Source organism: Sinanaerobacter chloroacetimidivorans (assembly GCF_018128545.1).
Lineage (GTDB): Bacteria > Bacillota > Clostridia > Peptostreptococcales > Anaerovoracaceae > Sinanaerobacter > Sinanaerobacter chloroacetimidivorans.
Map to the genome: position 1 here is coordinate 108552 of NZ_JAGSND010000008.1, position 22306 is coordinate 130857.

The following is a 22306-nucleotide window of genomic DNA, read 5'->3' on the forward strand; positions in this document are numbered from 1 at the left end:
TGGAAGTTGGAGGTATGAAATGCTGAATATGACGGATATCATGGAAACTATAACCATGATACAAGATGAAAATCTTGATATACGAACCATTACCATGGGAATCTCCCTGTTGGACTGCTGTGACAGCGACATCGACAAGTCCTGCGAAAAGGTTTATGAAAAAATATACCGCTGTGCCAAGGATCTTGTAAAAACCGGCTGTGATATTGAGCAAAAATATGGGATTCCGATTATTAACAAAAGAATCGCCGTGACACCGATTGCCATGCTGGTGGGGGCTTCCGGCGGAGACCCTGTGAAATATGCAAGAACCTTGGAGAAGGTGGCAAATGACGTAGGGGTCAACTTTATCGGAGGATTTTCCGCCCTTGTACACAAAGGCTTTTCTCCGGGTGACAGAGAATTGATTGAAGCAATTCCGCGTGCTTTGGCTTGCACGGAACACGTGTGTGCTTCTGTAAATATTGGATCTACCAAGTCTGGAATCAATATGGATGCAGTGAGAACCATGGGCAAAGTAGTGAAAGAGGCTGCAGAGCTTACGGCTCATGAGCAGTGCATCGGAGCCGCTAAACTGGTAGTTTTCTGCAATGCTCCTGAGGACAATCCGTTTATGGCAGGCGCCTTCCATGGCCCCGGAGAACCGGATTGCGTGATCAATGTGGGAGTTTCCGGCCCCGGTGTTGTGAGAGCCGCCCTTGCAAAAGCAGGAGATGATTGTGATTTGACACAGGTAGCCGATATCATCAAAAGGACAGCCTTTAAGATCACACGTATGGGACAATTGGTAGGAAGTGAAGCTTCCAAGCGGCTGGGTGTGCCTTTTGGTATCGTAGATCTTTCCCTGGCACCGACACCTGCCATTGGAGATTCGGTAGCATATATTTTAGAGGAAATTGGTCTTGAGAGCTGCGGTGCCCACGGCACCACAGCGGCACTTGCCCTATTGAACGATGCGGTGAAAAAGGGCGGAGTCATGGCTTCTTCCAATGTAGGCGGCTTGTCGGGAGCCTTTATCCCTGTGACCGAGGATGCCGGCATGATCAATGCTGCCCGCAGCGGTGCCCTTTCTATTGAAAAACTGGAAGCAATGACGGCTGTTTGTTCGGTAGGATTGGATATGATCGTTATTCCCGGCGATACCTCGGCAGACATCATTTCTGCCATCATTGCCGACGAGGCCGCCATCGGCATGATCAATTCCAAGACGACAGCGGTAAGAGTCATTCCTGCCATCGGTAAGGGAGAAGGGGAGGAGCTTGAATTCGGCGGTCTGTTGGGAAATGGTCCGGTGATGAAGGTAAACCGTAATTCCCCTGCAAAATTGATTCGCCGGGGAGGAAGAATCCCGGCACCGATACAAAGTTTAAAAAATTAAAAATCAGCGGGTTCCGCTATATAAGTATCCTCAGGCAAGGTATCCTTCATACGAAAGGAAAACCGGTACTGGGGATATTTTTTTTCAAAGTAATATCGATTACATTTTTTATTACCGATCATATTGGAAAAGGATGTGCTGTTGCTGAAAAATGTAATCGCCTTATGATAAAATCCTTGGATTATCAATGATTGCAGCTCCTTCTCCAGCTTTTCCTTTGCGATTTCACCCTCTACAAGCTGTCGGAATGCAGGATGGTAGGTACCACCGGTGATTTCTCCGTTTTCGCTGATAAAATCGGTGCTCTTAAGGCCGACTCTGATGATATTGATTCCGGCATTCTGCAGAATCACATACATGTCTTTCGTGGTTCTTACCGCTTCCTCCAATGTCAGCGGAGTATAAGCTCCCTTACGGTACATCTGATATAATTCCGTATTCTGAATGATGATCGTTGGATACAACCGTGCAATAGAGGGTCCGACGGAAACAGATTCCAAAGCGGAGGCAACGGACTTCTCATGAGAGTCTCCCGGAAGGCCGATCATTAACTGATGCCCAAGCTGGAATCCATAGGTTTTGATTAGCCTGGAGCTTTGATAAATAATCTCTCGGTTATGCCCACGGTTTGAGAGCTTTAATACTTCTTCGTCGAAGGACTGAACTCCAAGCTCTATGATATCAACGTCATACTCTTTCAAATGGGTAAGGATGGCTTCATCAATATAATCGGGCCTGGTGGACAGATGGATTTTGTGAATCAGACCTCTGTCTTTATATTCTTTGGCAATGCTCAGATATTCCCTTTGCTGGGAAAGAGGAATCCCGGTGAAGCTTCCGCCGTAAAAAGCCGCCTCTACAGTCCGGATACCGCGATGGGATATAGTTTTCAAATATCGGTCCAAGAGATCCATAATCTCTTCTCTTTCCACAGGCTTGTTTTTCGCTGTAATGGTTTTCTGATTACAAAAAACACAATCATTGGGACAGCCCAGATGGGGAATGAATATAGGAATAATTGCATGAGTTTTCAAAGGGTACCTCCTGTTATGACGGATCCGATATCTTTCAGAGGGAAATCCTTAAAATAGGTTACGGATAAACTCCGTTTTTCAATAAATATTTTTATTCTTTCGAAATCAGGGTGTCTTGACAGATCGCCGTGAAAGATGATTTCATTTCCAACTCTGCCGGATGCTCCTCCCAGAAAACCATAGGGGAAACCCGGCAGCTCCACATGTCCATGGGAGATCAGCAGGGTGTCGATCTTATTTTTCTCCAAGCTGCGGGCAAGACCCTCATCCGAGGTGATAACGGATTGCTCGTCCACCACTACAAGGCTGCATTTGGTGTACCCCTGTTTTACCGGTATCACCTTCAGTCCTGTCTGTTCAACCTTTTTCATCAGGTCAGATGCGGTGAACGCCGTATTATGAATAAAATAACTGCCTAATTGCACTGCATTATACTTGATATTATCAGGATACCGGCTGCCCAAAGAATCCCTGCACAGAGTAAAGGGCATAGATTCCCGGGATAACGCTTCTTTGATCATCGGATACTGCTCCTTGGCAACCATCAGCTCCTGTCCTATTTTACACAGAAATATATCAGCATGGGAGGCGATGGCATCATAAACAACACCGCATTTTCTGATTTCGCAAAGGCGGTGCCCCTGATTGATCAAATAAGTTTTTACGATTCGATGCGAATCTTCCGATAAATAGATGTTCATATGGGTATTATACACCATAACGCCTTGTTTTTTTTGGAATTTTATTATAATATAAGAATATGGTTAATATAGGTAATGACTGGGATCAAATCCTGGAGGGAGAATTTGAAAAAGAATATTACAAAAGTCTTAGAGCATTTCTGGTCAGTGAATACAGGACACGAATCGTTTATCCATCCATGTATGATATTTTTAATGCGTTGAAATTTACTCCTTATCATGGTGTAAAGGCGGTAATCCTGGGACAGGATCCTTATCACGAACCTAATCAGGCTCATGGGCTATGTTTTTCTGTTAAAAGAGGGGTTCCAAAACCCCCTTCTCTTGTCAATATCTTTAAAGAGCTGAAAACAGATTTGGGAATGGAGCCTCCCGATCATGGAAATCTTGAAGACTGGACGAAGGAAGGCGTTTTACTTCTCAACACGGTACTTACAGTGAGAAACGGCCAGGCCAATTCCCATAAGGGAAAAGGCTGGGAAATCTTTACGGATCGTGTCATTGAACACTTGAATCAACGGGAAAAGCCGATGGTTTTTCTCTTATGGGGAGCCAATGCAAAAGCCAAGACAGGGTTGATAACCAATCAAAATCACCTGATTCTTACGGCAGCCCATCCAAGCCCCCTATCCGCACATAACGGATTTTTCGGATGCAGGCATTTTTCGAAAACCAATGAATTCCTTTCACGGTATGGGGAGAGTATAAATTGGAAATTGGATGTTTAAGAGGGAGAAGTGAATGAACGTGATGTTTTTAGGTATGGTAGCCATCGTAGTCCTGGTTATTGTTGTGGGCGTTGTGATTGCCATTTCAAACAGGTAAAAAGCTGATTATAAATAAAAAGGGTTTAGGAGGTTAAAAAATGGGGACAGTATCGATTGTTCTTTTAATCATTGTTGCTGTTATCGCAGTTCTGGTGATCTGGGTGATTGCGGCCTACAATGGTTTTGTGCGCTTGCGCAATATGGTAGAGGAAGCATTCTCCACCATGGATGTATATCTGAAAAAGAGATATGATTTGATACCGAATTTGGTTGAAACAGTGAAAGGTTATGCTGCTCACGAATCCGGTACTCTGGAAAAGGTCGTGCAGGCCAGAAACATGGCGGCGTCTGCCACTACCATTGAAGGAAAAATTCAGGGTGAAAACGCATTACAGGGGACTCTGAAGAGCTTATTTGCCATAGCGGAAGCTTATCCGGATCTGAAAGCAAACACCAATTTTCTGGATTTGCAGGCGCAGCTCCAGAGGATCGAGGATGAAATCGCAAATTCCAGAAAGTATTATAATGCCATAGTGAAGGAATTTAATACAAAGACCGAAGTGTTCCCGAGCAATATCGTTGCCGGAATCTTTAACTTCAGGCGGAAGACTCTCTTTGAAGTAAATGATGAGAGAGAGCGGGAAGCTGTAAGAGTTGCATTTTAAAAATTCAGGAACGACCGATGGTCGTTCCTCATTATTTTGTTTAAATAAAAGAAATAAGAGAAGGAAAGTGGTTAGAGACTATGATGAGATATCAGAAAGTGATTGCCATCCTGTTTTTTACTTTGATTTTTGCGGGATTCAGCTACGTTTATGCCAGTGCAGAGTCCTTTGAAACAAAGAATTTCGATGTTCAGGTGGATCTGAATGAGAATAACACCTTTCGTGTCAATGAATCTATAAACGTTGAATTCACGGAGCCGAGGCACGGAATTTACCGCTATATCCCCTATACCGGCGTAACAACCAGGAAGATAGACGGAGAGGTGGTTGAAAAAAGATACCGGATGAAGATTTCGGATGTTCAGGTTGACGGGTACGATTTCGATACTTATTGGGAGAATGGAAATCTGGTGATTCGAATCGGCAGTGAAGATATTTTGGTAAACGGCCCGCAGACCTATCATATCAGCTATCAATGCACGCTCTATGATGATAGGAATGAAGCATTTGACAGCTTTTATTGGAACATGATTCCGGCAGAATGGACTTCTCAAACAGAGAGTGGATGGCCTTCGTCCATAGAATCAGCCGCTATGACCGTTCAGATGCCGAAAGAATTTGATCAAAATAAGGTTGAATTTATAGCTGGTTTTTATGGTATGGCGGATCTTGATTCAGTAGATTGGAAAAAAGAAGGTACCGTTATTACGGCAGCTACCAATCGTGTCCTGGAGGCTGGGGAGGGTGTCACCCTGAATATTCTGCTGCCCGAAGGATATTTTGCCGGAGAGAAAACCAATGACTGGATGCTTTGGCTGATGATTATTCTGATGATTGCGGCGCCTGTTTTGAGCCTGCTCTTGTGGTTTGCCTTCGGCAGAGATCCGAAACTGATCAAGACTGTGGAATTTTACCCCCCGGGGGATATCAGCCCTGCAGAAATCGGCTATATTATAGATGGCTATGTTGACAGCAAGGATTTGGTTTCCCTAATTATTTATTGGGCCAATAAGGGATATATAACCATTAAAGAACTAAAAAAAGATCATTTTGTTTTAAGAAAAGAAAAGGATCTGCCAATCAATGCCAAGACTTATGAATATACCATGTTCGGCGGTTTATTTCAGGATCGTGACGAAGTGACTCTTGAGGAGCTGAAAGGTGACTTCTACAGTCATTTCGACGCAGCAAAGGGGCAATTGAAAGCAAACTTTACCATGAGAAAAGAAAACCGGATATTTACTCAAAGTTCTTTGGGCGCCAGAGCAATGGGCATTCTTTTGATGGTGGTTCCTACCTTCTCGTTATTGCTGCTCGGATGGGGTTACAGCTTATTTGATCCGCTCTTCCTCATTTTTGGCATTCCGGTCGTGCTCTTTGCTATCCTTGGGTTTGCAATCATTATTGTGACCTATGACAGAAAAGACAGCAATTCCGGAAGAAAGAGTACCACACTGTATTTCTTCGGATATCTGCTTTTCGGGCTGTCCGGAGTCGGGGCAGTGGTTTACAGTTATTTTTTACTGGATGCTGTTTTAGTAGGTGTGATGGCAGTACTGGCATCGTTGATTTCTCTTACTTTTACCATGAGGATGAAGCAAAGAACAAAGAAAAGCACCATGCAGCTGGGCCGAATCCTCGGCTTTAAGGAATTTATCAGAACGGCGGAATTGGATCGTATCAAAATGCTGGTGGAAGAAACGCCAAATTATTTTTATAATGTTCTGCCCTATGCCTATGTTTTTGGTCTGACAGACAAATGGGCCAAGAAATTTGAAGGGATCGTTGCAGAGCCGCCCAACTGGTACCAAGCGGGCTACCAGGGAGGAGTATTTCACACCTATCTCTTTATAAACTCTTTCCACCATTATACAAATGCATTGCAAAACAACATCGCCATACCACCGGCCCCTTCCGGCGGAGGCAGCGGCTTTTCCGGCGGTGGTTTTTCAGGAGGCGGCGGCTTCTCAGGCGGCGGCATGGGAGGCGGAGGAGGCGGCAGCTGGTAGCCGATCATTCAACGACAAAAATAATAATAGTGCACCTGCCTGGTATATTCCCTTGGGAACACGGTCGCTTTCACGTAAAGAAAAGCTCCAACGGTTCCCGCGGAAACATACCGGCGCGGTGCACTTTTTTCGACTATTTGTTAAGTTGACTTATTGTGGGATTGACGTTCCAGTACTCCGAAAGCTGCCGGAATTCCTCTCCTGAGGATTTCTTTTCCTTTCCTGTTTTGACAGCCCGGATCATGATATTTTTTGAGGTATGTTCCAGGCTGGTAAACTCCACTAAAGCGACGTCATAGCCTACTTCCTCCAGCTTCAGGCTGCGAAGGCCATCCGTAAGAATAGAGGAAAACCGTTCTTTTAATATACCGTGCTTCATGATCGGTAAGTGAAAATTGTTTTCAAGCTGATGAAATAATTCATGCTGACAGCAAGGAACGGATAGTATGATAGATGCATTCCATTTGACAGCCTTCATCAATGCAAAATCAGTTGCGGTATCACAGGCATGAAGGGTGACCACCATGTCAGCAGGATCATTACCGGTATAATCAGCGATGTCTCCTTTTAAAAACTTCAGTTCCTGATAGTTCAAATCAGCTGCAACGATATTACAGAATTCGATTACGTCTTCTTTCAAATCCAACCCAATGATTTCAACATTTTTGTTCAGCATTATTTTCAGATAATAATAAAGTGCAAAGGTGAGATAAGCTTTGCCGCAGCCGAAATCTACAATCCTGATTGCTTTGGCATCTTTTGCAGGATCCGGCAAATATGCTAATACATCAGAAACAATATCTAAAAATCGATTGATCTGCCGAAATTTTGAATAATGCTTCTGTATAACATGTCCTTCCTGATCCATGACTCCAAGACGAATGAGAAAATCACAGGGTATGTCGTCAGGAATCAAATATTGCTTTGCCTGATTATGATCTAAAGAAGGCAGTCCTTTTGAAGGAGGCTTTTTTAGGATTCTTGGCAGGTGTGGTTTTGCTGCCAGTATCTGATAGTCTCCTTCGGAGCTAAATAAATTCACCTGCTTAAAGCTGTCCTGAATTAAGTTTTTACTAACCTCCAAGCATTTTTCAGGGGACAGATTTTCATGGGTGACCTTATTTTTATAATGGTATTCGATCTGACAGTAATAACTCCCATTCAGAAGGATCGGCCTTATCACAGCTTTCTGATAAGGTACGGACTTGTTTCGTAATCCGCTGAAGACCGCCTTTACTAAGGTTTGATTTGATAGTATTTCTTTCAATAATAAAATAATCTTTTCCATATTGGTATTTTACCATATTTCATCTTTTTTTAACAATAAAAGAATGACGGCTATGTATTTTTGCAAGGGCCGCCATTCCATCCTTAAGGTCTTGGTCTTTCAAAGGGGATGCCGAAATATTGAGACACACCCAGGGCAAGAATTCTTCCTATGGCATTGAGGTTATCCTGGATCCAAAGGGCATCAAGAAGATTATCTCTGTATCCTACATTTGCGCGAATGGAAGTAGCGTTGGTTAATCTTAATTCTTCATTGGTTCGATTGGGTACTGTCGTTACCAGATTGGGTCTGGGATAAATCGCTCTCAGATTATCCGCTATGATTTCCGCTGCTATTTGTCCTTGCGGGTCATCGGCAAAAAAGAAAAAAGTAGGTCCTTGTAAAGTTCCTGATAAGTACTCCGGTGATACACTGGAACCTAATGAGAAGTGCAAGTCATAGTTACCGGCATTGGATTCCTCTATAATTTCAGATAGATCTGCATTGGGTGCGCTTCGAGTCACCTCGATCCCGCTGCCAATTAAATAAGGCACCATGGCATCAGCGATTTTGTTCATATAATATTCTTCGGTTCCTCCGGTAATAAACTCAAAATCATCACTGGAAGGGCTTAAATATAGTGTAGGCACGAAAGTAACCTCCTTCAAAAATTATGTTCTTGTGACAGGATTATAGAAATTTGGAAGCTCTGTAAATGGAATATTGAAATATTCTGTTAAAGATAAAACTAATTGTCGGGCAATGGGCTGAATATTATCTTTGATCCATTGAACCTCTTCTGCATTATCCCGATACCCCAAGTCAGCAACGGTGGCAACCGCATCTGTATAGACCAGCTCCATCATGGTTTTGCTGGGGACTGTCAGCACCAGATTGGGTCTGGGATAAATCGCTTTTAAATTATTGGCAATAATCTCGGCAGCTGTATGACTGCGAAGATCATAGGCAAAAAAATATATTTCAGGACCTTGTATTTCTCCAGCCAGTTCCTCAGGTGCTTCATTGGTTTTCAAACCAAGAAACAGATCATAATAGCCTGCGTTGGCATCCTCAATAATCTCGGATAAAGAGTCGCCCGGGTTGCTTCTTGAGAATTCAATGCCATTAGCTCTCAAATAGGGAACCATTGCGTCAGCAATAAGGTTCATATAGTATTCTTCTGTACCTCCATTGATCAATGGAATCTCACGGTTGGATGGATTTAAATAAACTCTGGGCACAAAACTAGTACCTCCTTATCCGCTTTTTAAAAGCCGGGGTCACGGGTTGTGCTTGCTGCGGTGCCGCAAAGGGGACATCGAGATACTCCGCTATTGACATTACCAGATTTTGAGCGATGAGATCGATATTGTTCGTAATCCACATAGCATCCAGAAGATTATCCCGGTACCCAAGCATTGGCATCACTGCCGCTGCATCGGTATCCCTCAATTCCCTCAGAAGGCGGTTGGAGTTTACCTGAACAAGGTCCGGATTGGGATAAATCTGTTTCAGGTTTTTTGCCATTATATTTGCAATGACTCTTCCGCCAGGGCTGCCCGTATAATAGATGACATTGGGCCCCTGAAGCGTTCCCACAGAAAATTCCGGTGCTGAATCGGTGTTGAGTGCAACATGCAAATCATAGTATTGAGCATTGGACTCATCGATGATTTGCTGCTCGGTCATATTGGGACTGCTTCTTGTAAACTCTATTCCCGAAGCGCGCAAATAGGGTACCATGGCGTCAGCAACCTGGTTCATGTATTCTTCCTCGTTTCCTCCTGTAATAAAATACTGAAATTCTGCACTTGAGGGGCTTAAATAGATTCTTGCCACAAAAAATACCTCCTTTATATTCTTGAGTAGGGAATGGCAGAATTCCCTTGATCAGTTACCTGCTTCTATTCCGGCAAAAGGAATTTCGAAGTATTCCGTTAAAGAATGTACCAAATTTCCAGCTATAATATTGATATTGTTTTCTATCCACTGCGCATCATCATAATTATCATGATAAGCAATTTCAACCAGAACCGACGGAGCTTTGGTTCTTCTGAGTTCGGCAAGAGTGGTAGTTGGAATTACGGTGACGAGAGTAGGATCCGGATAGATTTTTTTCAGGTTATCACCAATGAGTTTTGCTGCTTGTTTCCCGGCGGTACTGTAGGCATAATAGTAAACATCCGGACCTTGCAGGATCCCGGCCAAATTATCCGGAGAAGAGTTGGAGTGCAAAGCAAAATGTAAATCATATTCGTCAGCATTTGACTGTTCGATTACCTGAGATAAGGAAACGGCAGGATTATTTCTTGCAAACATGATATTGTTTGCCCTTAAGTAGGGTACCATTGCATCTGCAATGAGATTCATGTAATACTCCTCATTCCCGCCTGTCACATAAGAATTCTGATCCTGGACAGACGGGCTTAAATATATATTAGGCACTAAAAATACCTCCTTTTTTTCCTATATATTATGCGAAAGCAAGCATGCTGGTGATTTATTTAAAATAATAAAGAAAGTACTTTACCTGTCGTACCGTCGTAGTTTTCCTCTGTTGGGATTTACGAGGGAGCTACATAATAATTTAATAAATTACTATAAAAATTACGATAAAGTAGAAAAAACTGTTGTTTTTCTGATAATTCTGTTATAATAGTAAGGTTGAAAAACAGAAAGCAGGAAATAACTCATGAAAGAAAAACAAAAAATAATTAATATTGCTGTAATTGCCCACGTTGATGCGGGGAAATCCACATTGGTGGATGCCTTTCTTTCTCAGAGCGGAGTATTCAGAGAGAATGAAGAAATCGTGGACTGCATCATGGACAGCAATGATATAGAGAGAGAACGGGGAATCACCATATATTCAAAAAATTGTTCCGTTATGCATAATGATGTTAAGATCAACATCGTAGACACGCCGGGGCATGCCGATTTTTCATCCGAGGTAGAGCGTATTATCAAAACGGTAGATACGGTAATTTTATTGGTGGATTCCAGTGAAGGGCCTATGCCGCAAACCAGATTCGTGCTGCAAAAATCTCTGGAAATGGGGCTGAATCCTATTTTGCTGATTAATAAAATCGATAAGAAAGATCAACGGGCCGTAGAAGTCGTAGACATGGTCTACGAGCTGTTTATGGAGCTTGATGCAACCAACGAGCAGCTGGATTTTCCGATTCTCTACGGCATTGCAAAGCATGGTATTGCAAAAACGGAACTGGACGAGGAAAGTGACGATATCACACCTCTCTTTGATACCATAATCAATCATGCGGAACCTTATCCCGACTATAATGACGAGCCTCTGCAGATGCAGGTATCTACCTTGGCTTATGATGATTATATCGGCAGACTTGGAATCGGCAGAATCTATAAGGGAAAGATCAGAACCGGCCAGACCGTGGCGGTCTGCAAGGCCGACGGCAGTACGGTTCAGAGAAAAATCAATCAAGTCTTCGTTTATAAAGGACTTAAGAGAACACCGGTAGAAGAAGCTGAATGCGGGGATATTGTGGTACTTTCCGGAATATCCGATATTTCCATCGGGGAAACCATTTGTGATGAAAAATTCCCGGAAGCTATGGAAATGATCCATATCGAGGAGCCTACCTTATCTATGAACTTTATGGTAAATAAGTCGCCCTTTGCCGGCAGAGCGGGAAAATATGTAACTTCCAGACATATCAAGGAGAGACTGGAAAAAGAGCTGGAGGTCAACGTAGGGCTTTTGGTAGAACCCCTGGAAACCACCGATGGGTTTAAGGTCTCCGGCAGAGGAGAGCTCCACCTGTCCATCCTTCTTGAAAACATGAGAAGAGAAGGCTATGAAGTAGCGGTATCCAAACCTGAAGTCATCATGCATCGTGATGAAAAGGGGAAGCTGCTGGAACCCATTGAACAGGCAGTGATCACCGTTCCTGACGAATACTCCGGCGCTGTGATTTCCAAATTGAATATCCGAAAAGGGATCATGACCAGCATGTCCGGCAAGGACGGGTATTCCAAGCTGGAGTATCTGGTTCCCACAAGAGGGCTTCTTGGGTACCGGACAGAATTTATCAACGACACCAGAGGAGAAGGAACCTTCGTCAGACGCTTTGAAAAGTTTGAACCATATAAGGGAGAAATACCACAAAGAATAAACGGTGCTGTCATTGCACAGGAAGAGGGTGTGGCTACGCCCTATGCTCTGGATAATATCAGTGAACGTGCAATTCTGTTTATCGAACCTGGGACAAAGGTTTATGAAGGTATGATTGTAGGAATGAACAGCAGGAATGAAGACATGGTGGTAAATGCCTGTAAAGCAAAAAAGACTACTAACATGAGAGCAGCAGGAAGCGATGAAGCAGTCAAGCTTTCGCCGGCCAGAATCTTCACCCTGGAAGAAGCTCTGGAATTCATTAATGACGATGAGCTGGTGGAAATCGTCCCTAACGATATACGATTAAGAAAAAAATATCTAAAAGAATTAGAACGTAGAAGAAGCGGAAGATAACCGCTTCTTTTCTTTAAATTCTCTATTGACAATGTGTGACTACGAGTGTAAACTATAACCGTGACTACGATTGTAGTCCGCGTTTCAAAAGGGGTATTTCTTCGTTCTCGGATACAGGGTGAATTTTCTGGAACGAAGGGATGCTTTGTGAAAGGGGAAATATTGTGGAATTACTCATTAATATGACCATTGCAGGGACAGTGACGGCATCTGTCATTCTAATGATAAAAATAATCTTTAAGAATAAGCTTACACCGAAGTGGCACGTGGCTATCTGGTTGGTTTTAGCTCTTCGGCTGCTGATACCCGGACTTCCTGAAAGCAATGTGAGCATATTCAACACCGTCCCAAGAGCAGATCATGTTCAGATTGTAGAAAATACAATTGAAAATTCGACGGATAGCACCGTGAATGAGCAAGCGATGGCCGGGCGCTTTACGGTAAAAGCCCCTATTACAGGAGTTGAGAGAAAAGGTGAATTTACGGTAAGAAAACAATTGTCAGACTGGATCCTTTATGGTTGGGCCGCTGGCATGACGGTGATGGCCGCTTACCTTATGGGCGTATCTGTCGTGTTCGGAAGGCGGGCAAGAAAACTTCCGTTGTGCAGTGACAGAGAGCTTTTCAATCTCTTTGAAGAATGCAAAAGAGAAGCCGGTATTCAAAGCGATAGGATTACTTTGAGAATGGGCAGCAACACACCTATGCTGCAGGGAATTCTAAGACCTGTAATTTTGATCCCGGAGGGTTATACCTATCAGGAACTAAGACATATACTGCTTCACGAACTCTGCCATTACAAACATAAGGATATCTGGATCAATATTTTATGCTGCATTATCCTTTGCATTTACTGGTTTAACCCGGTTCTTTGGATCTGCTTTTTTGTGATACGCAGAGATCTGGAGATGCTTTGCGATTATCGGGCTATTGAAATTACCGGAGAACGAAAGGCCTATGCTACCGTTTTACTGAGAACCGCATTAAGAAAAAATCAGTTTATCTTTGCAACCACATCTATGCAAAATGGGGAAAAAGAGGTCAGCAAGCGGATACGGTCTATTGCGCTGTCTAAAAAACCTAAGCGTTGGATCACAATCTCCGCGTTCCTTCTTCTTCTTGTAATCGCCGCAATTTGTCTTACCAATGGAAGCTTCAGTAACACGGTGATCCAGGATGCGGGAGAAGGATATTACTTCAAAATACCCGAAAGCTGGGAAAAGAATGCAAAAAATGAGGTTCATGACGGCCCGGAAAGCTTCCTCGGATACACGATCTTTTATGATGGACAGGGAAATACTTTCGGTGGAATCGAAACACTGGGGATTGATATCAGGGATATGGAGCAAGTGGATTATGAAACTATTGACCTTCCGACACCAAACCATTCCGTCATTCTCGAGCGTAAAGTAATGGAAGGGATTTTACCCTTTCCGGTGATCATGGTAAATCTGGATCAGGATCTGGAGACGGCGGCCCAGGAAGCAGAACGAAATACTTTAGGAGATAAGACTCCATTAAAGAAGAGCAATCAAAATCATATATTCCTATGGCCGGATCAGAACTTTGGCAGAGTATTTGATCTTTGGGCCGACAGCAGTGAGGTAGATGCAGAAGAACTGCTGGAAATCGCTAAGACCTTCCAAAAAGAGCCTGATCCGCAAATGTATCAGCCGGAAACATATTTTACGGGGGATTGGTCAAAAACGGCCGATTACCTTCTGACCAAGTATTTTGACAATTACAGGGATGCTGAGCTTACCAAAGCCTCAGATATCAGCGGCTATGAAATAACAAACATTCAACCCGTTGAGGACAAAGAAGGCTCCTGGAGCGTTGTCTACCCTGATGCTGCGGTATTTCTGATAGACTATACCTTAACTATCACTTATCCCGATCAATATACTTTTGCCGGCGGGGATTTTGAAATAGGAGAAGGAAATAAAACGAAAATATATTACAATCAATTGGCGGTATTTCAGACTGGTTCCGATGGTCAGGCACGATTCCTTGGATTTGTTTGGCCTCAGAACATCGGGGAAATGGGAGAGTCCATGGCAATTATTCATACCATCAATTATTCTCAAATGGATGTAAATGCAAAATTGCTTTTGGAACATAAAACTCCTTATATTGGCAATCATGTAATGGTGGGACAATTGATTCAATTGATGCCGCTGGCCCGGTATGCCTCTGCATTGGAGCTGCAAACTAAGGAGGAGCCGTACGGTTTGACGGTAAATTACGATATGACCCAACTCGGAGGGCAGATCTTTGCCGATGACGGGGAGAGAGCTCCAACAGACAGCAGGGGTTGGGATCCCAATCCGTATTTGAATGCCCAGCTGTATCAGAATGCTGCCAAGCTATTGGCACTGATCGATAACGCTGGATGGGTTTCTCTGAAAGTTCAGGGGATTTCAGATATCGGCGCACCCTATACCTACATTTACAATCTGGATCGAACGGTTCTGAATGAGAAATTTCCCAAGGATGCAAGACTCTCCACAGAAAGTTATGAGAAGTTTGTTGAATTTCTGAGCCTTTTAGCCCAGTCCCAATCTTATCCTGCTGAAAAGGATATGGTGTATCAAATCAATGAATAAGAAATTTCATTGCGGCTGAAAATTAGCATTAAATTGAAAGAAAGGGGATCAGAAATGGAAAACAGCAAAGGAAATATCCATATCAGCGATTCCGAGTGGAAAGTCATGAAGGTCTTATGGGAAAAACCGGACCTGACACTGAAAGAAATATCAGCAAAGTTGGAAGATACCAAATGGAGCTATACCACGATACGGACATTGGTTACCAGACTGATGGATAAAGGTGCCATAAAAGCCGACAAGACTTCCAGCAATTTTCTCTATTCTCCGGCGATAGCGGAAAAGGAGTGCAAGACAAAAGAAATCAACAGCTTTCTGTCAAAGGTATTCGATGGTTCGGTTTCAATGATGGTCTCTGCACTTACCAAAGACAGCAAGCTTACGGAAGAAGAACAGAAAAAATTAATGAGCATTATTGAAAAAATAGAATCTTAAAAGTGGCGGACAGCCACTTTTTTCATTTGTGCAACCGGACAGGCTGGTGTATAATTAATACATCTTTTTTATAAGGAGGAATTTCATGCCGGATAAAACCGTTACATTCATAGATGTCGGCTTGGCCCTGTTGATCGTCGTTGTAGGATTCCTTGCAATCACCGTAATTTGCAAGCTGTTACGGAAAGCGTTGATGAAAAGCAAACTGGATGAAGCACTTCATACTTTTTTTGTTAATTGCTTAAAAGTTTTTTTATGGATCATTGTTCTCATCACTGCCATGAGCTACATCGGTATCCCTGTTTCAGCTTTTCTGGCTGCACTGGGAGCCGCCGGAGTTGCGATAGCCCTTGCGCTAAAAGACAGCCTGGCCAATTTTGCAGGGGGAATTCTTATCATCCTGACAAAACCTTTCAGCAAAGGTGATTTTATTGAGGATTATGAAACCTCGGGGAAAGTTGATAAAATAGACCTTTTATATACGACCTTGAAAACATTTGATAACAAGATTATCACAATCCCCAATGGAAAGCTTGCCAACTCCACCATTGTGAACTATTCAAGAGCCGACAACAGACGTGTGGACTGCAATTTCTCCATCGGGTATGATGACGATATCGCGAAAGCGAAGGAGATTCTTCTCGTAGTTGCTGAGTCAAATCCGGATATCTTTGATGATCCTGCCCCGCTCATAGGAGTATCAGGCCATGGTCAAAACAGTGTTACCATAGACCTGAAAGTATGGTGTAAGAACAGCGATTACTGGGATATCAAATATTATTTGGAGGAGCAGGTGAAGCTGGCATTTGATGAAGCTGGGATCACCATTCCTTATCCTCAGTTGGATGTTCATATCAAGAAATAACGAGATGAAAAGATGTCTCCCGCTTCTATAAGAGGCGGGTGCCATATTCAACCCGTCAGGTAAAAACACAGCAGAAACGGAGAAACTATATGAGCAAAATCAGTGTCGTTTTGTACTACTGGATCGCAGTGGCTGCCGCACTTCTATTTGCCAGAACGGCAGGGATCGCAGACAATGATGCGGCAATTATTAAGATTTTAATTGTGGTAACCATCGCATATATCGGACTGGTAATGATCTTCCATTCCAGAGCAAAATCCGTAACGGAAAATCAGTCCGGGCAAAAGAAGAACAGGAGCCAGCAAACCAATCATCAGAAAAAGAAAAAATAATAGATAAATTACTTGATTACTTGTTGATAAAATTTTGAATTTTTATCAATAAAAAAAATATTGGAAGGTATTTTTGATTTGGCCTTGACGAACAGATTAACATGTGATAACATACTGGAGATTTGAGCAAAATTTCGAAAGGATGAGGGACATGATTCTAAAGGCAAAAGTAATGGCAAAATACCTTGATACCTTCAGCACACCGGGTGCGGATTGCCTTTTCTATTCCAAAGATAAGGCGGATTGCCTTTTCCGTTCCCAGGGTAAGGCGAATTGCCTTTTCTATTCCCTAAGTGTCGCGTTCCCTGTTTTTTCTGAAAAGTATTTTTAAAGTCTTCCTTTTGGAAGGCTTTTTTTTTATGTTTTTTCATTAACTGAGGGATTTTAATCCCGGTAAAGCAGAGGAGGAGATGGAATGTTAGAAGGAAGAAGCTTGTTGGAGCCTATGGATTTTTCAGCAGAAGAGCTGGAGTATTTATTTACATTAGCGGATAAAATTATAGATTCCCCGGAGAAGTTTCAAAAATCATGCGAGGGAAAACTGCTTGCCACCTTGTTTTACGAGCCCAGCACCCGTACCCGATTTAGTTTTGAAGCAGCTATGCTAAGGCTGGGAGGACAGGTGATCGGATTTTCCGAACCCAACTCAAGTTCTGTTGCAAAGGGTGAAAGCATTGCCGACACCATCCGAACGGTAGCATGCTATGCGGATATGGCGGTAATGCGGCATCCAAAGGAAGGAGCACCGAAGGTTGCAGCCCAGAGCACGAATATGCCGGTGGTAAACGCAGGGGACGGCGGGCATCAGCATCCTACCCAAACCTTAACAGACCTCTTGACCATCAGACGGGAAAAGGGCGGATTTCAAGACCTGAAGATCGGTATTTGCGGAGATTTGAAATTCGGAAGAACCGTACATTCTTTAATCAAGGCATTATCGAGATATGAAAATGTATCCTTCGTTCTAATCTCACCGGAAGAGCTGAAAATTCCGGATTACGTAAGAAAAGAGATTCTGGTGAAAAATAAGATTCCCTTTAAGGAAATCGAGAGCATGCAGGAAGTGCTTCCGGAACTGGATATCCTGTACATGACCAGAGTCCAGAGGGAACGGTTCTTTAATGAGGAAGATTATATCAGACTGAAGGACAGATATATTCTGGATATGGCAAAGATGAAACTGGCCAAGGAGGATATGATGGTGCTGCATCCACTTCCAAGGGTCAATGAAATCGCAGCCGAAGTGGATCAGGATCCCAGAGCGATGTATTTTAAACAGGCTAAATACGGTATGTTTGTTCGTATGGCATTGATTATGAGTCTGTTAGGAGTGGATAAGGAGGGAACGAAATGGTAGTGATCAACAGCATTGAAAAAGGAATTGTAATTGACCACATTACAGCAGGCCTTGGTGTAAAAATTCTGGAGTTTCTCGATATCGACACCACAAAAAATACCGTAGCATTCATTATGAATGCTACCAGCAGCAAATACGGCAGAAAGGATGTCATCAAGATTGAAAACGTTGTGGATATCAATCTTGCCGCATTAGGGCTCATTGACCCGAAAGCAACGGTAAATATTATCGAGGATCACTTGATCAGCAAAAAAATCAATCTAAAATTGCCAGAGATGGTGACCAATATTGTCAAATGTAAAAATCCACGCTGTGTTACCTCCGTCGAGGTCAACGCACCTCATATCTTCCACCTGATCGATAAGAAAAACAGAGAATATAAATGTGATTACTGTGACGATATCATCAGCATGAAGGAGGGATTTAACAATGAAATTATACATAAGCAATGGCTTCATCGTTGACCCGTCAAGTAACCGGCAGGGAATTGGCACACTGGTCATTGAGGATGGGATCATTTCAGAGATTCTTATGCAGGAAGGCTTGTCCGAACTGAATTTTCAGATTGATCATCAGGTTGATCAGTGGGTTGATGCGGAAGGAAAATGGGTGGTACCAGGACTCATCGACCTCCACGTTCATCTGAGAGAGCCTGGGTTTGAATATAAAGAGGATATTGCAAGCGGCTGCCGGTCAGCGGCCAGAGGCGGAATTACGACCCTCTGCTGTATGCCAAACACAAAGCCTGCCATAGATCGGGAAGAAGTGGTGAAATTCCTGTATAAGAGAGCGAAAAGAGCCAATGGCGTACAGATCCTTGGTGTGGGTGCCATAACGAAAGGTCAGGCAGGAAAAGAGCTGGCAGACTACGAGGGAATGCTGAATTGTAAAACCACAGATTCGACCCTATTCGGCAAGGGTATCTGCGCCCTCAGCGAAGACGGAAAAACGGTAGAGGATGCAGACCTGATGAGAGAAGCGATGCAGGAAGCGAAAAAATATGGGCTCCCTATCTTTTCCCACGCGGAACCGGAGGCTGAAATCGTAGAAAGAGACTTAAAACTTGCGGCGGAAACAGGCTGTAGACTTCACTTTTGCCATATCAGCAAAAAAGAGAGTGTAGCGCTTATCCGGGAGGCCAAGAAAAGCAATGGGAATATTACAGCGGAAACGGCGCCCCACTATTTTACCATGGATGAGAGTATGACCGGCAGGGATCCAAACAAAAAGATGAACCCACCCCTGAGAGAAAAGGAAAATGTCGCAGCAATCCTGGAAGGAATCAAGGATGGCACCCTTGATATCATCGCTACGGACCATGCTCCCCACCACTCCAGAGAAAAAGAGCTTCCCTTTGAAGAAGCCCCTTTTGGAGTCGTCGGGCTCGAAACAAGTTTTTCAGTAAGCTATACTGCCCTTGTCAAATCCGGAATTCTGACTCCCTTAGAGCTGATGCGAAGGATGAGCACGAAGCCCGCTGAAATCGTCGGGATCGAAAGAGGGAGCTTGCAGCCGGGAAAAGCGGCTGACCTTGCCATGATTGACGTTAACAGGGAGTATGAAATAAAACCGGAAGACTTTCTGTCAAAGGGAAGAAATTCAGCTTTTATCGGAAAAAAGGTATTTGGAAGAATCGCCTGTACCATCATAGGCGGAAGGATTCTTTGGAAGGAGGAATCAAATGATTGACAGACTGATGCAGAAGATAGATCAATGCAGAAATCCCACTGTGGTAGGGCTGGATCCTACCTATGAAATGATACCCTATGGAATCCGCATGGAAATGATAGAGAAATACGGAAAAACCACAAGAGCGGTATCCAAGATGCTCCTTTGTTTTAATAAGGCCATTATAGAAGGAGTCGGTGATCTGGTTCCTGCAGTAAAGCTGCAGATTGCCATGTATGAACAATATGGGCTGGAAGGGATTCGGGCATATCTGGAAACCATTGTAGCTGCAAAGAAAAAAGGGCTGATCATTATCGGAGATATCAAAAGAGGGGATATTGCCTCTACTGCCGCGGCCTATGCTTCCCATCTCGGAGGCGTTACCATAGAGGGAACCCATTTTGATATCTGGAATGAAGATGCGGTGACCTTGAATCCTTATCTGGGCTTTGACAGCATTGAACCCTTTCTGCCTTATTGCACGGAATTTGATAAGGGACTCTTCCTTCTGGTAAAAACCAGCAACCCCTCAGGAGGGGAAATCCAGGACCTGATAGCAGACGGAGTTCCGGTCTATGAGCATACTGCAAGGCTGGTAAGCCAATGGGGCAGGTTGGTTATGGGGGATAACGGCTACAGCAAAATAGGAGCTGTGGTAGGAGCAACTTACGGCGAGCAGGGGAAGAGCTTAAGAGAGAAAATGCCCCACACCTTTTTTCTTGTGCCCGGATATGGGGCCCAAGGGGCTAGCGGAAATGATATCAGAGGATATTTTGACCGGGACGGAAGGGGCTGTATTGTCAACTCTTCCAGAGGTATCATAGCCGCTTATCAGAAGGATAAAAAATATGGTGCTCATAACTTTGCAGAAGCCGCACGTGAGGCGGTGCTGACCATGAAGAAGGACTTGGAGGATAAAGGATGATGAAAAAAATATTGAACGGCAGAGTTGTAGAAAACATAGAAATTGCAGATAAGGTTTACAGGCTTGTTGTAAATGCCCCGGAAGCCGTAAGAGATTACGTCCCGGGCCGTTTTGTCAATGTATATCTGAAAGACAAAAGCCTTCTTTTGCCCAGGCCTGTCAGCATCAGTGAAACGAACGGTGAAAATATGGCCTTGATTTACGGAGTGGTTGGAAAAGGTACTTCGGAGATCGCTCAGTACGATATGGGAGACAGAATCCGCATCAGTACACCCCTTGGCAATGGATATCAAATAGGCAGCCTTCTGCAAAAGATGAAAAGAGATCATGCAATGCAAGACGGAGCAAAAGCCGGTGTGATCGGATTGGTTGGCGGCGGCATCGGTGTACCGCCTCTTCTTGGCCTTGCAAAAGCTATCAGAAAAATGCAGCGTGAAGCTGCGGATGACGATAAAAGTAATCTGGAGTTTCGGAATCTGAAAACCGTAGCAGTCCTTGGATTCCAGCGGGAACCTTTTTTAGAGGAAGAACTGAAGGAGTACTGTGATGAAGTGTTGATTGCCACTGATGAGGGGAACTTTGGCTTCCACGGTAATGTTTTGGATTTGATCGGTCAAAACCAAATTCATGCGGATGGTTATTTTGCCTGCGGTCCAAAGCCAATGCTGAAAGCCCTGTCGACCTATTGCAGAGAGCGGCAGATTCCGGTTCAGATTTCCATGGAAGAGCGCATGGGCTGCGGATACGGCGCCTGTGTGGGCTGTGTTTGTAAAACACAGGAAAAAACAGATGAAGGTATTGCTGTTGCAGCAAAGAAGGTCTGCAAGGATGGACCGGTTTTTTATGGGGATGAGGTGATTTGGGATGAAGAATAAAGGACTGGATTTACGAGTAACGATAGCAGGAATCACGCTGAATAACCCGATCACCACCGCTTCCGGGACTTTTTCCGCCAGAGAAAGCAGTGCCTTTTATAACATCAATGAGCTTGGAGCCATGATCACAAAAGGGGTGTCCACTATACCATGGCCCGGAAATCCCACCCCCAGAATTGCGGAGGTATATGGAGGAATGATCAATTCCATCGGTCTGCAAAATCCCGGTATCGATGTTTTCATCAAGGAGGAGCTTCCCTTTTTAGAGCAGTTTGATACGGCTCTTATCGTTAATGTAGCAGGGAGAACCGTCGAGGAATATTGCGAAGTAGTGGAAAAGCTGAATGATACAAAAGCGGATATGCTGGAAATCAACATTTCCTGTCCGAATATCAAAGAAGGCGGGATCAGCTTTGGAACGGACCCGAAAATGGCGGCGGAAGTAACGAAGCAGGTAAAAACGCGTTCACAGAAACCTATTCTTATGAAGCTGACACCCAATGTGGGAGACGTTGCGGAAATCGCGCGGGCAGTTGAATCAGAAGGGGCGGATGGCATTTCACTGATCAATACCCTGCTTGGCATGCGGATTGATGTACATAAAAAAACACCGGTACTGTTTAATCGGATGGGAGGCCTTTCAGGACCTGCCGTGAAGCCTGTCGCCGTAAGGATGGTTTACCAGGTGCGAAGAGCAGTAACCATTCCCATTGTCGGAATGGGCGGAATCATGTCGGGTGAGGATGCTGTTGAATTTATCATGGCCGGAGCGGATGCCGTATCCGTCGGTACGGCAGCGCTGGTGGACCCCGCGGCCCCCGTGCGGATTAAGAAAGAGCTTATAGAATATATGAAGAAAAATAATTTCAAGACAATGAAAGATATCAGAGATTCCTTCCAGGATAGATAGGAGAATAC

General features: G+C 43.8%; 22 protein-coding genes. 15 read left to right on the plus strand and 7 right to left on the minus strand.

The features are described 5' to 3' along the window. Positions 1-19 precede the first annotated feature (19 nt). Positions 20-1378: a PFL family protein gene (locus KCX82_RS12905; protein WP_227018892.1), complete on the plus strand. Its 1359-nt coding sequence runs from the start codon at positions 20-22 to the stop codon at positions 1376-1378. Here KCX82_RS12905 and KCX82_RS12910 read toward each other — a convergent pair. Both KCX82_RS12910 and KCX82_RS12915 read right to left on the minus strand, forming a co-directional pair. Further along, positions 1375-2412, minus strand: coding sequence for an elongator complex protein 3 (locus KCX82_RS12910; protein ID WP_227018893.1), 1038 nt, complete (start codon positions 2410-2412; stop codon positions 1375-1377). The genes KCX82_RS12905 and KCX82_RS12910 overlap by 4 nt on opposite strands. Then, a complete protein-coding gene (locus tag KCX82_RS12915) occupies positions 2409-3113 on the minus strand; it encodes a DUF6873 family GME fold protein (RefSeq protein ID WP_227018894.1) in 705 nt (234 codons plus the stop codon). The genes KCX82_RS12910 and KCX82_RS12915 overlap by 4 nt, the downstream gene beginning before the upstream one ends. A gap of 59 nt (positions 3114-3172) precedes the next feature. Between KCX82_RS12915 and KCX82_RS12920 the strand changes: the two genes are divergently transcribed. From KCX82_RS12920 to KCX82_RS12930, 3 genes are all read left to right on the plus strand, one after another. Continuing rightward, positions 3173-3841 carry a uracil-DNA glycosylase gene (locus tag KCX82_RS12920; RefSeq protein ID WP_227018895.1) on the plus strand — a complete coding sequence of 223 codons (669 nt, stop codon included), beginning with the start codon at positions 3173-3175 and terminating at the stop codon, positions 3839-3841. A 137-nt stretch (positions 3842-3978) separates the two neighbouring features. Further along, positions 3979-4545, plus strand: a complete 567-nt coding sequence (locus KCX82_RS12925) for a LemA family protein (RefSeq protein WP_227018896.1) — start codon at positions 3979-3981, stop codon at positions 4543-4545. Between the two features lie 83 nt (positions 4546-4628). Continuing rightward, positions 4629-6554, plus strand: a complete 1926-nt coding sequence (locus tag KCX82_RS12930; RefSeq protein ID WP_227018897.1) for a DUF2207 domain-containing protein — start codon at positions 4629-4631, stop codon at positions 6552-6554. A gap of 133 nt (positions 6555-6687) precedes the next feature. Here KCX82_RS12930 and KCX82_RS12935 read toward each other — a convergent pair whose 3' ends face one another. From KCX82_RS12935 to KCX82_RS12955, 5 genes are all read right to left on the minus strand, one after another. After that, entirely contained in the window at positions 6688-7842 is a 1155-nt protein-coding gene (locus KCX82_RS12935) for a class I SAM-dependent methyltransferase (protein WP_227018898.1), read from the minus strand. Positions 7843-7925: 83 nt separating this feature from the next. Beyond that, a complete protein-coding gene (locus tag KCX82_RS12940) occupies positions 7926-8471 on the minus strand; it encodes an N-acetylmuramoyl-L-alanine amidase (protein ID WP_227018899.1) in 546 nt (181 codons plus the stop codon). Between the two features lie 21 nt (positions 8472-8492). Further along, the gene (locus tag KCX82_RS12945) at positions 8493-9062 is read right to left on the minus strand and encodes an N-acetylmuramoyl-L-alanine amidase (RefSeq protein WP_227018900.1); all 570 of its coding nucleotides are present in this window, start codon (positions 9060-9062) and stop codon (positions 8493-8495) included. 4 nt (positions 9063-9066) lie between these two features. Continuing rightward, positions 9067-9660, minus strand: a complete 594-nt coding sequence (locus tag KCX82_RS12950) for an N-acetylmuramoyl-L-alanine amidase (RefSeq protein ID WP_227018901.1) — start codon at positions 9658-9660, stop codon at positions 9067-9069. Between the two features lie 51 nt (positions 9661-9711). Further along, a complete protein-coding gene (locus KCX82_RS12955) occupies positions 9712-10266 on the minus strand; it encodes an N-acetylmuramoyl-L-alanine amidase family protein (protein ID WP_227018902.1) in 555 nt (184 codons plus the stop codon). Between the two features lie 247 nt (positions 10267-10513). On the opposite strand from KCX82_RS12955, the gene typA reads away from it, so the two are divergent. The 11 genes from typA (at position 10514) to KCX82_RS13010 (ending at position 22298) form a co-directional block, all read left to right on the plus strand. Continuing rightward, positions 10514-12325 carry a translational GTPase TypA gene (gene typA / locus KCX82_RS12960; protein ID WP_227018903.1) on the plus strand — a complete coding sequence of 604 codons (1812 nt, stop codon included), beginning with the start codon at positions 10514-10516 and terminating at the stop codon, positions 12323-12325. A gap of 164 nt (positions 12326-12489) precedes the next feature. Then, positions 12490-14931 carry a M56 family metallopeptidase gene (locus KCX82_RS12965; protein WP_227018904.1) on the plus strand — a complete coding sequence of 814 codons (2442 nt, stop codon included), beginning with the start codon at positions 12490-12492 and terminating at the stop codon, positions 14929-14931. 54 nt (positions 14932-14985) lie between these two features. Continuing rightward, positions 14986-15366 carry a BlaI/MecI/CopY family transcriptional regulator gene (locus tag KCX82_RS12970; RefSeq protein ID WP_227018905.1) on the plus strand — a complete coding sequence of 127 codons (381 nt, stop codon included), beginning with the start codon at positions 14986-14988 and terminating at the stop codon, positions 15364-15366. Between the two features lie 85 nt (positions 15367-15451). Continuing rightward, positions 15452-16231, plus strand: coding sequence for a mechanosensitive ion channel family protein (locus KCX82_RS12975; protein ID WP_227018906.1), 780 nt, complete (start codon positions 15452-15454; stop codon positions 16229-16231). An 89-nt stretch (positions 16232-16320) separates the two neighbouring features. Beyond that, a complete protein-coding gene (locus KCX82_RS12980; protein WP_227018907.1) occupies positions 16321-16563 on the plus strand; it encodes a hypothetical protein in 243 nt (80 codons plus the stop codon). Between the two features lie 415 nt (positions 16564-16978). Continuing rightward, positions 16979-17920, plus strand: a complete 942-nt coding sequence (gene pyrB / locus KCX82_RS12985) for an aspartate carbamoyltransferase (RefSeq protein WP_227018908.1) — start codon at positions 16979-16981, stop codon at positions 17918-17920. Next, positions 17914-18384, plus strand: a complete 471-nt coding sequence (locus tag KCX82_RS12990; protein WP_227018909.1) for an aspartate carbamoyltransferase regulatory subunit — start codon at positions 17914-17916, stop codon at positions 18382-18384. Before pyrB ends, KCX82_RS12990 begins: the two co-directional genes overlap by 7 nt. Next, complete coding sequence (locus KCX82_RS12995) at positions 18350-19609, plus strand: dihydroorotase (RefSeq protein WP_227018910.1); 1260 nt, start codon at positions 18350-18352, stop codon at positions 19607-19609. The genes KCX82_RS12990 and KCX82_RS12995 overlap by 35 nt, the downstream gene beginning before the upstream one ends. Continuing rightward, the gene (gene pyrF / locus KCX82_RS13000; RefSeq protein ID WP_227018911.1) at positions 19602-20513 is read left to right on the plus strand and encodes an orotidine-5'-phosphate decarboxylase; all 912 of its coding nucleotides are present in this window, start codon (positions 19602-19604) and stop codon (positions 20511-20513) included. The genes KCX82_RS12995 and pyrF overlap by 8 nt, the downstream gene beginning before the upstream one ends. Then, on the plus strand, positions 20510-21388 hold the full coding sequence (locus tag KCX82_RS13005; RefSeq protein WP_227018912.1) for a dihydroorotate dehydrogenase electron transfer subunit: 879 nt from the start codon (positions 20510-20512) through the stop codon (positions 21386-21388). The genes pyrF and KCX82_RS13005 overlap by 4 nt, the downstream gene beginning before the upstream one ends. Continuing rightward, positions 21378-22298, plus strand: coding sequence for a dihydroorotate dehydrogenase (locus tag KCX82_RS13010; RefSeq protein WP_405127698.1), 921 nt, complete (start codon positions 21378-21380; stop codon positions 22296-22298). Before KCX82_RS13005 ends, KCX82_RS13010 begins: the two co-directional genes overlap by 11 nt. The last annotated feature ends 8 nt before the right edge of the window (positions 22299-22306 follow it).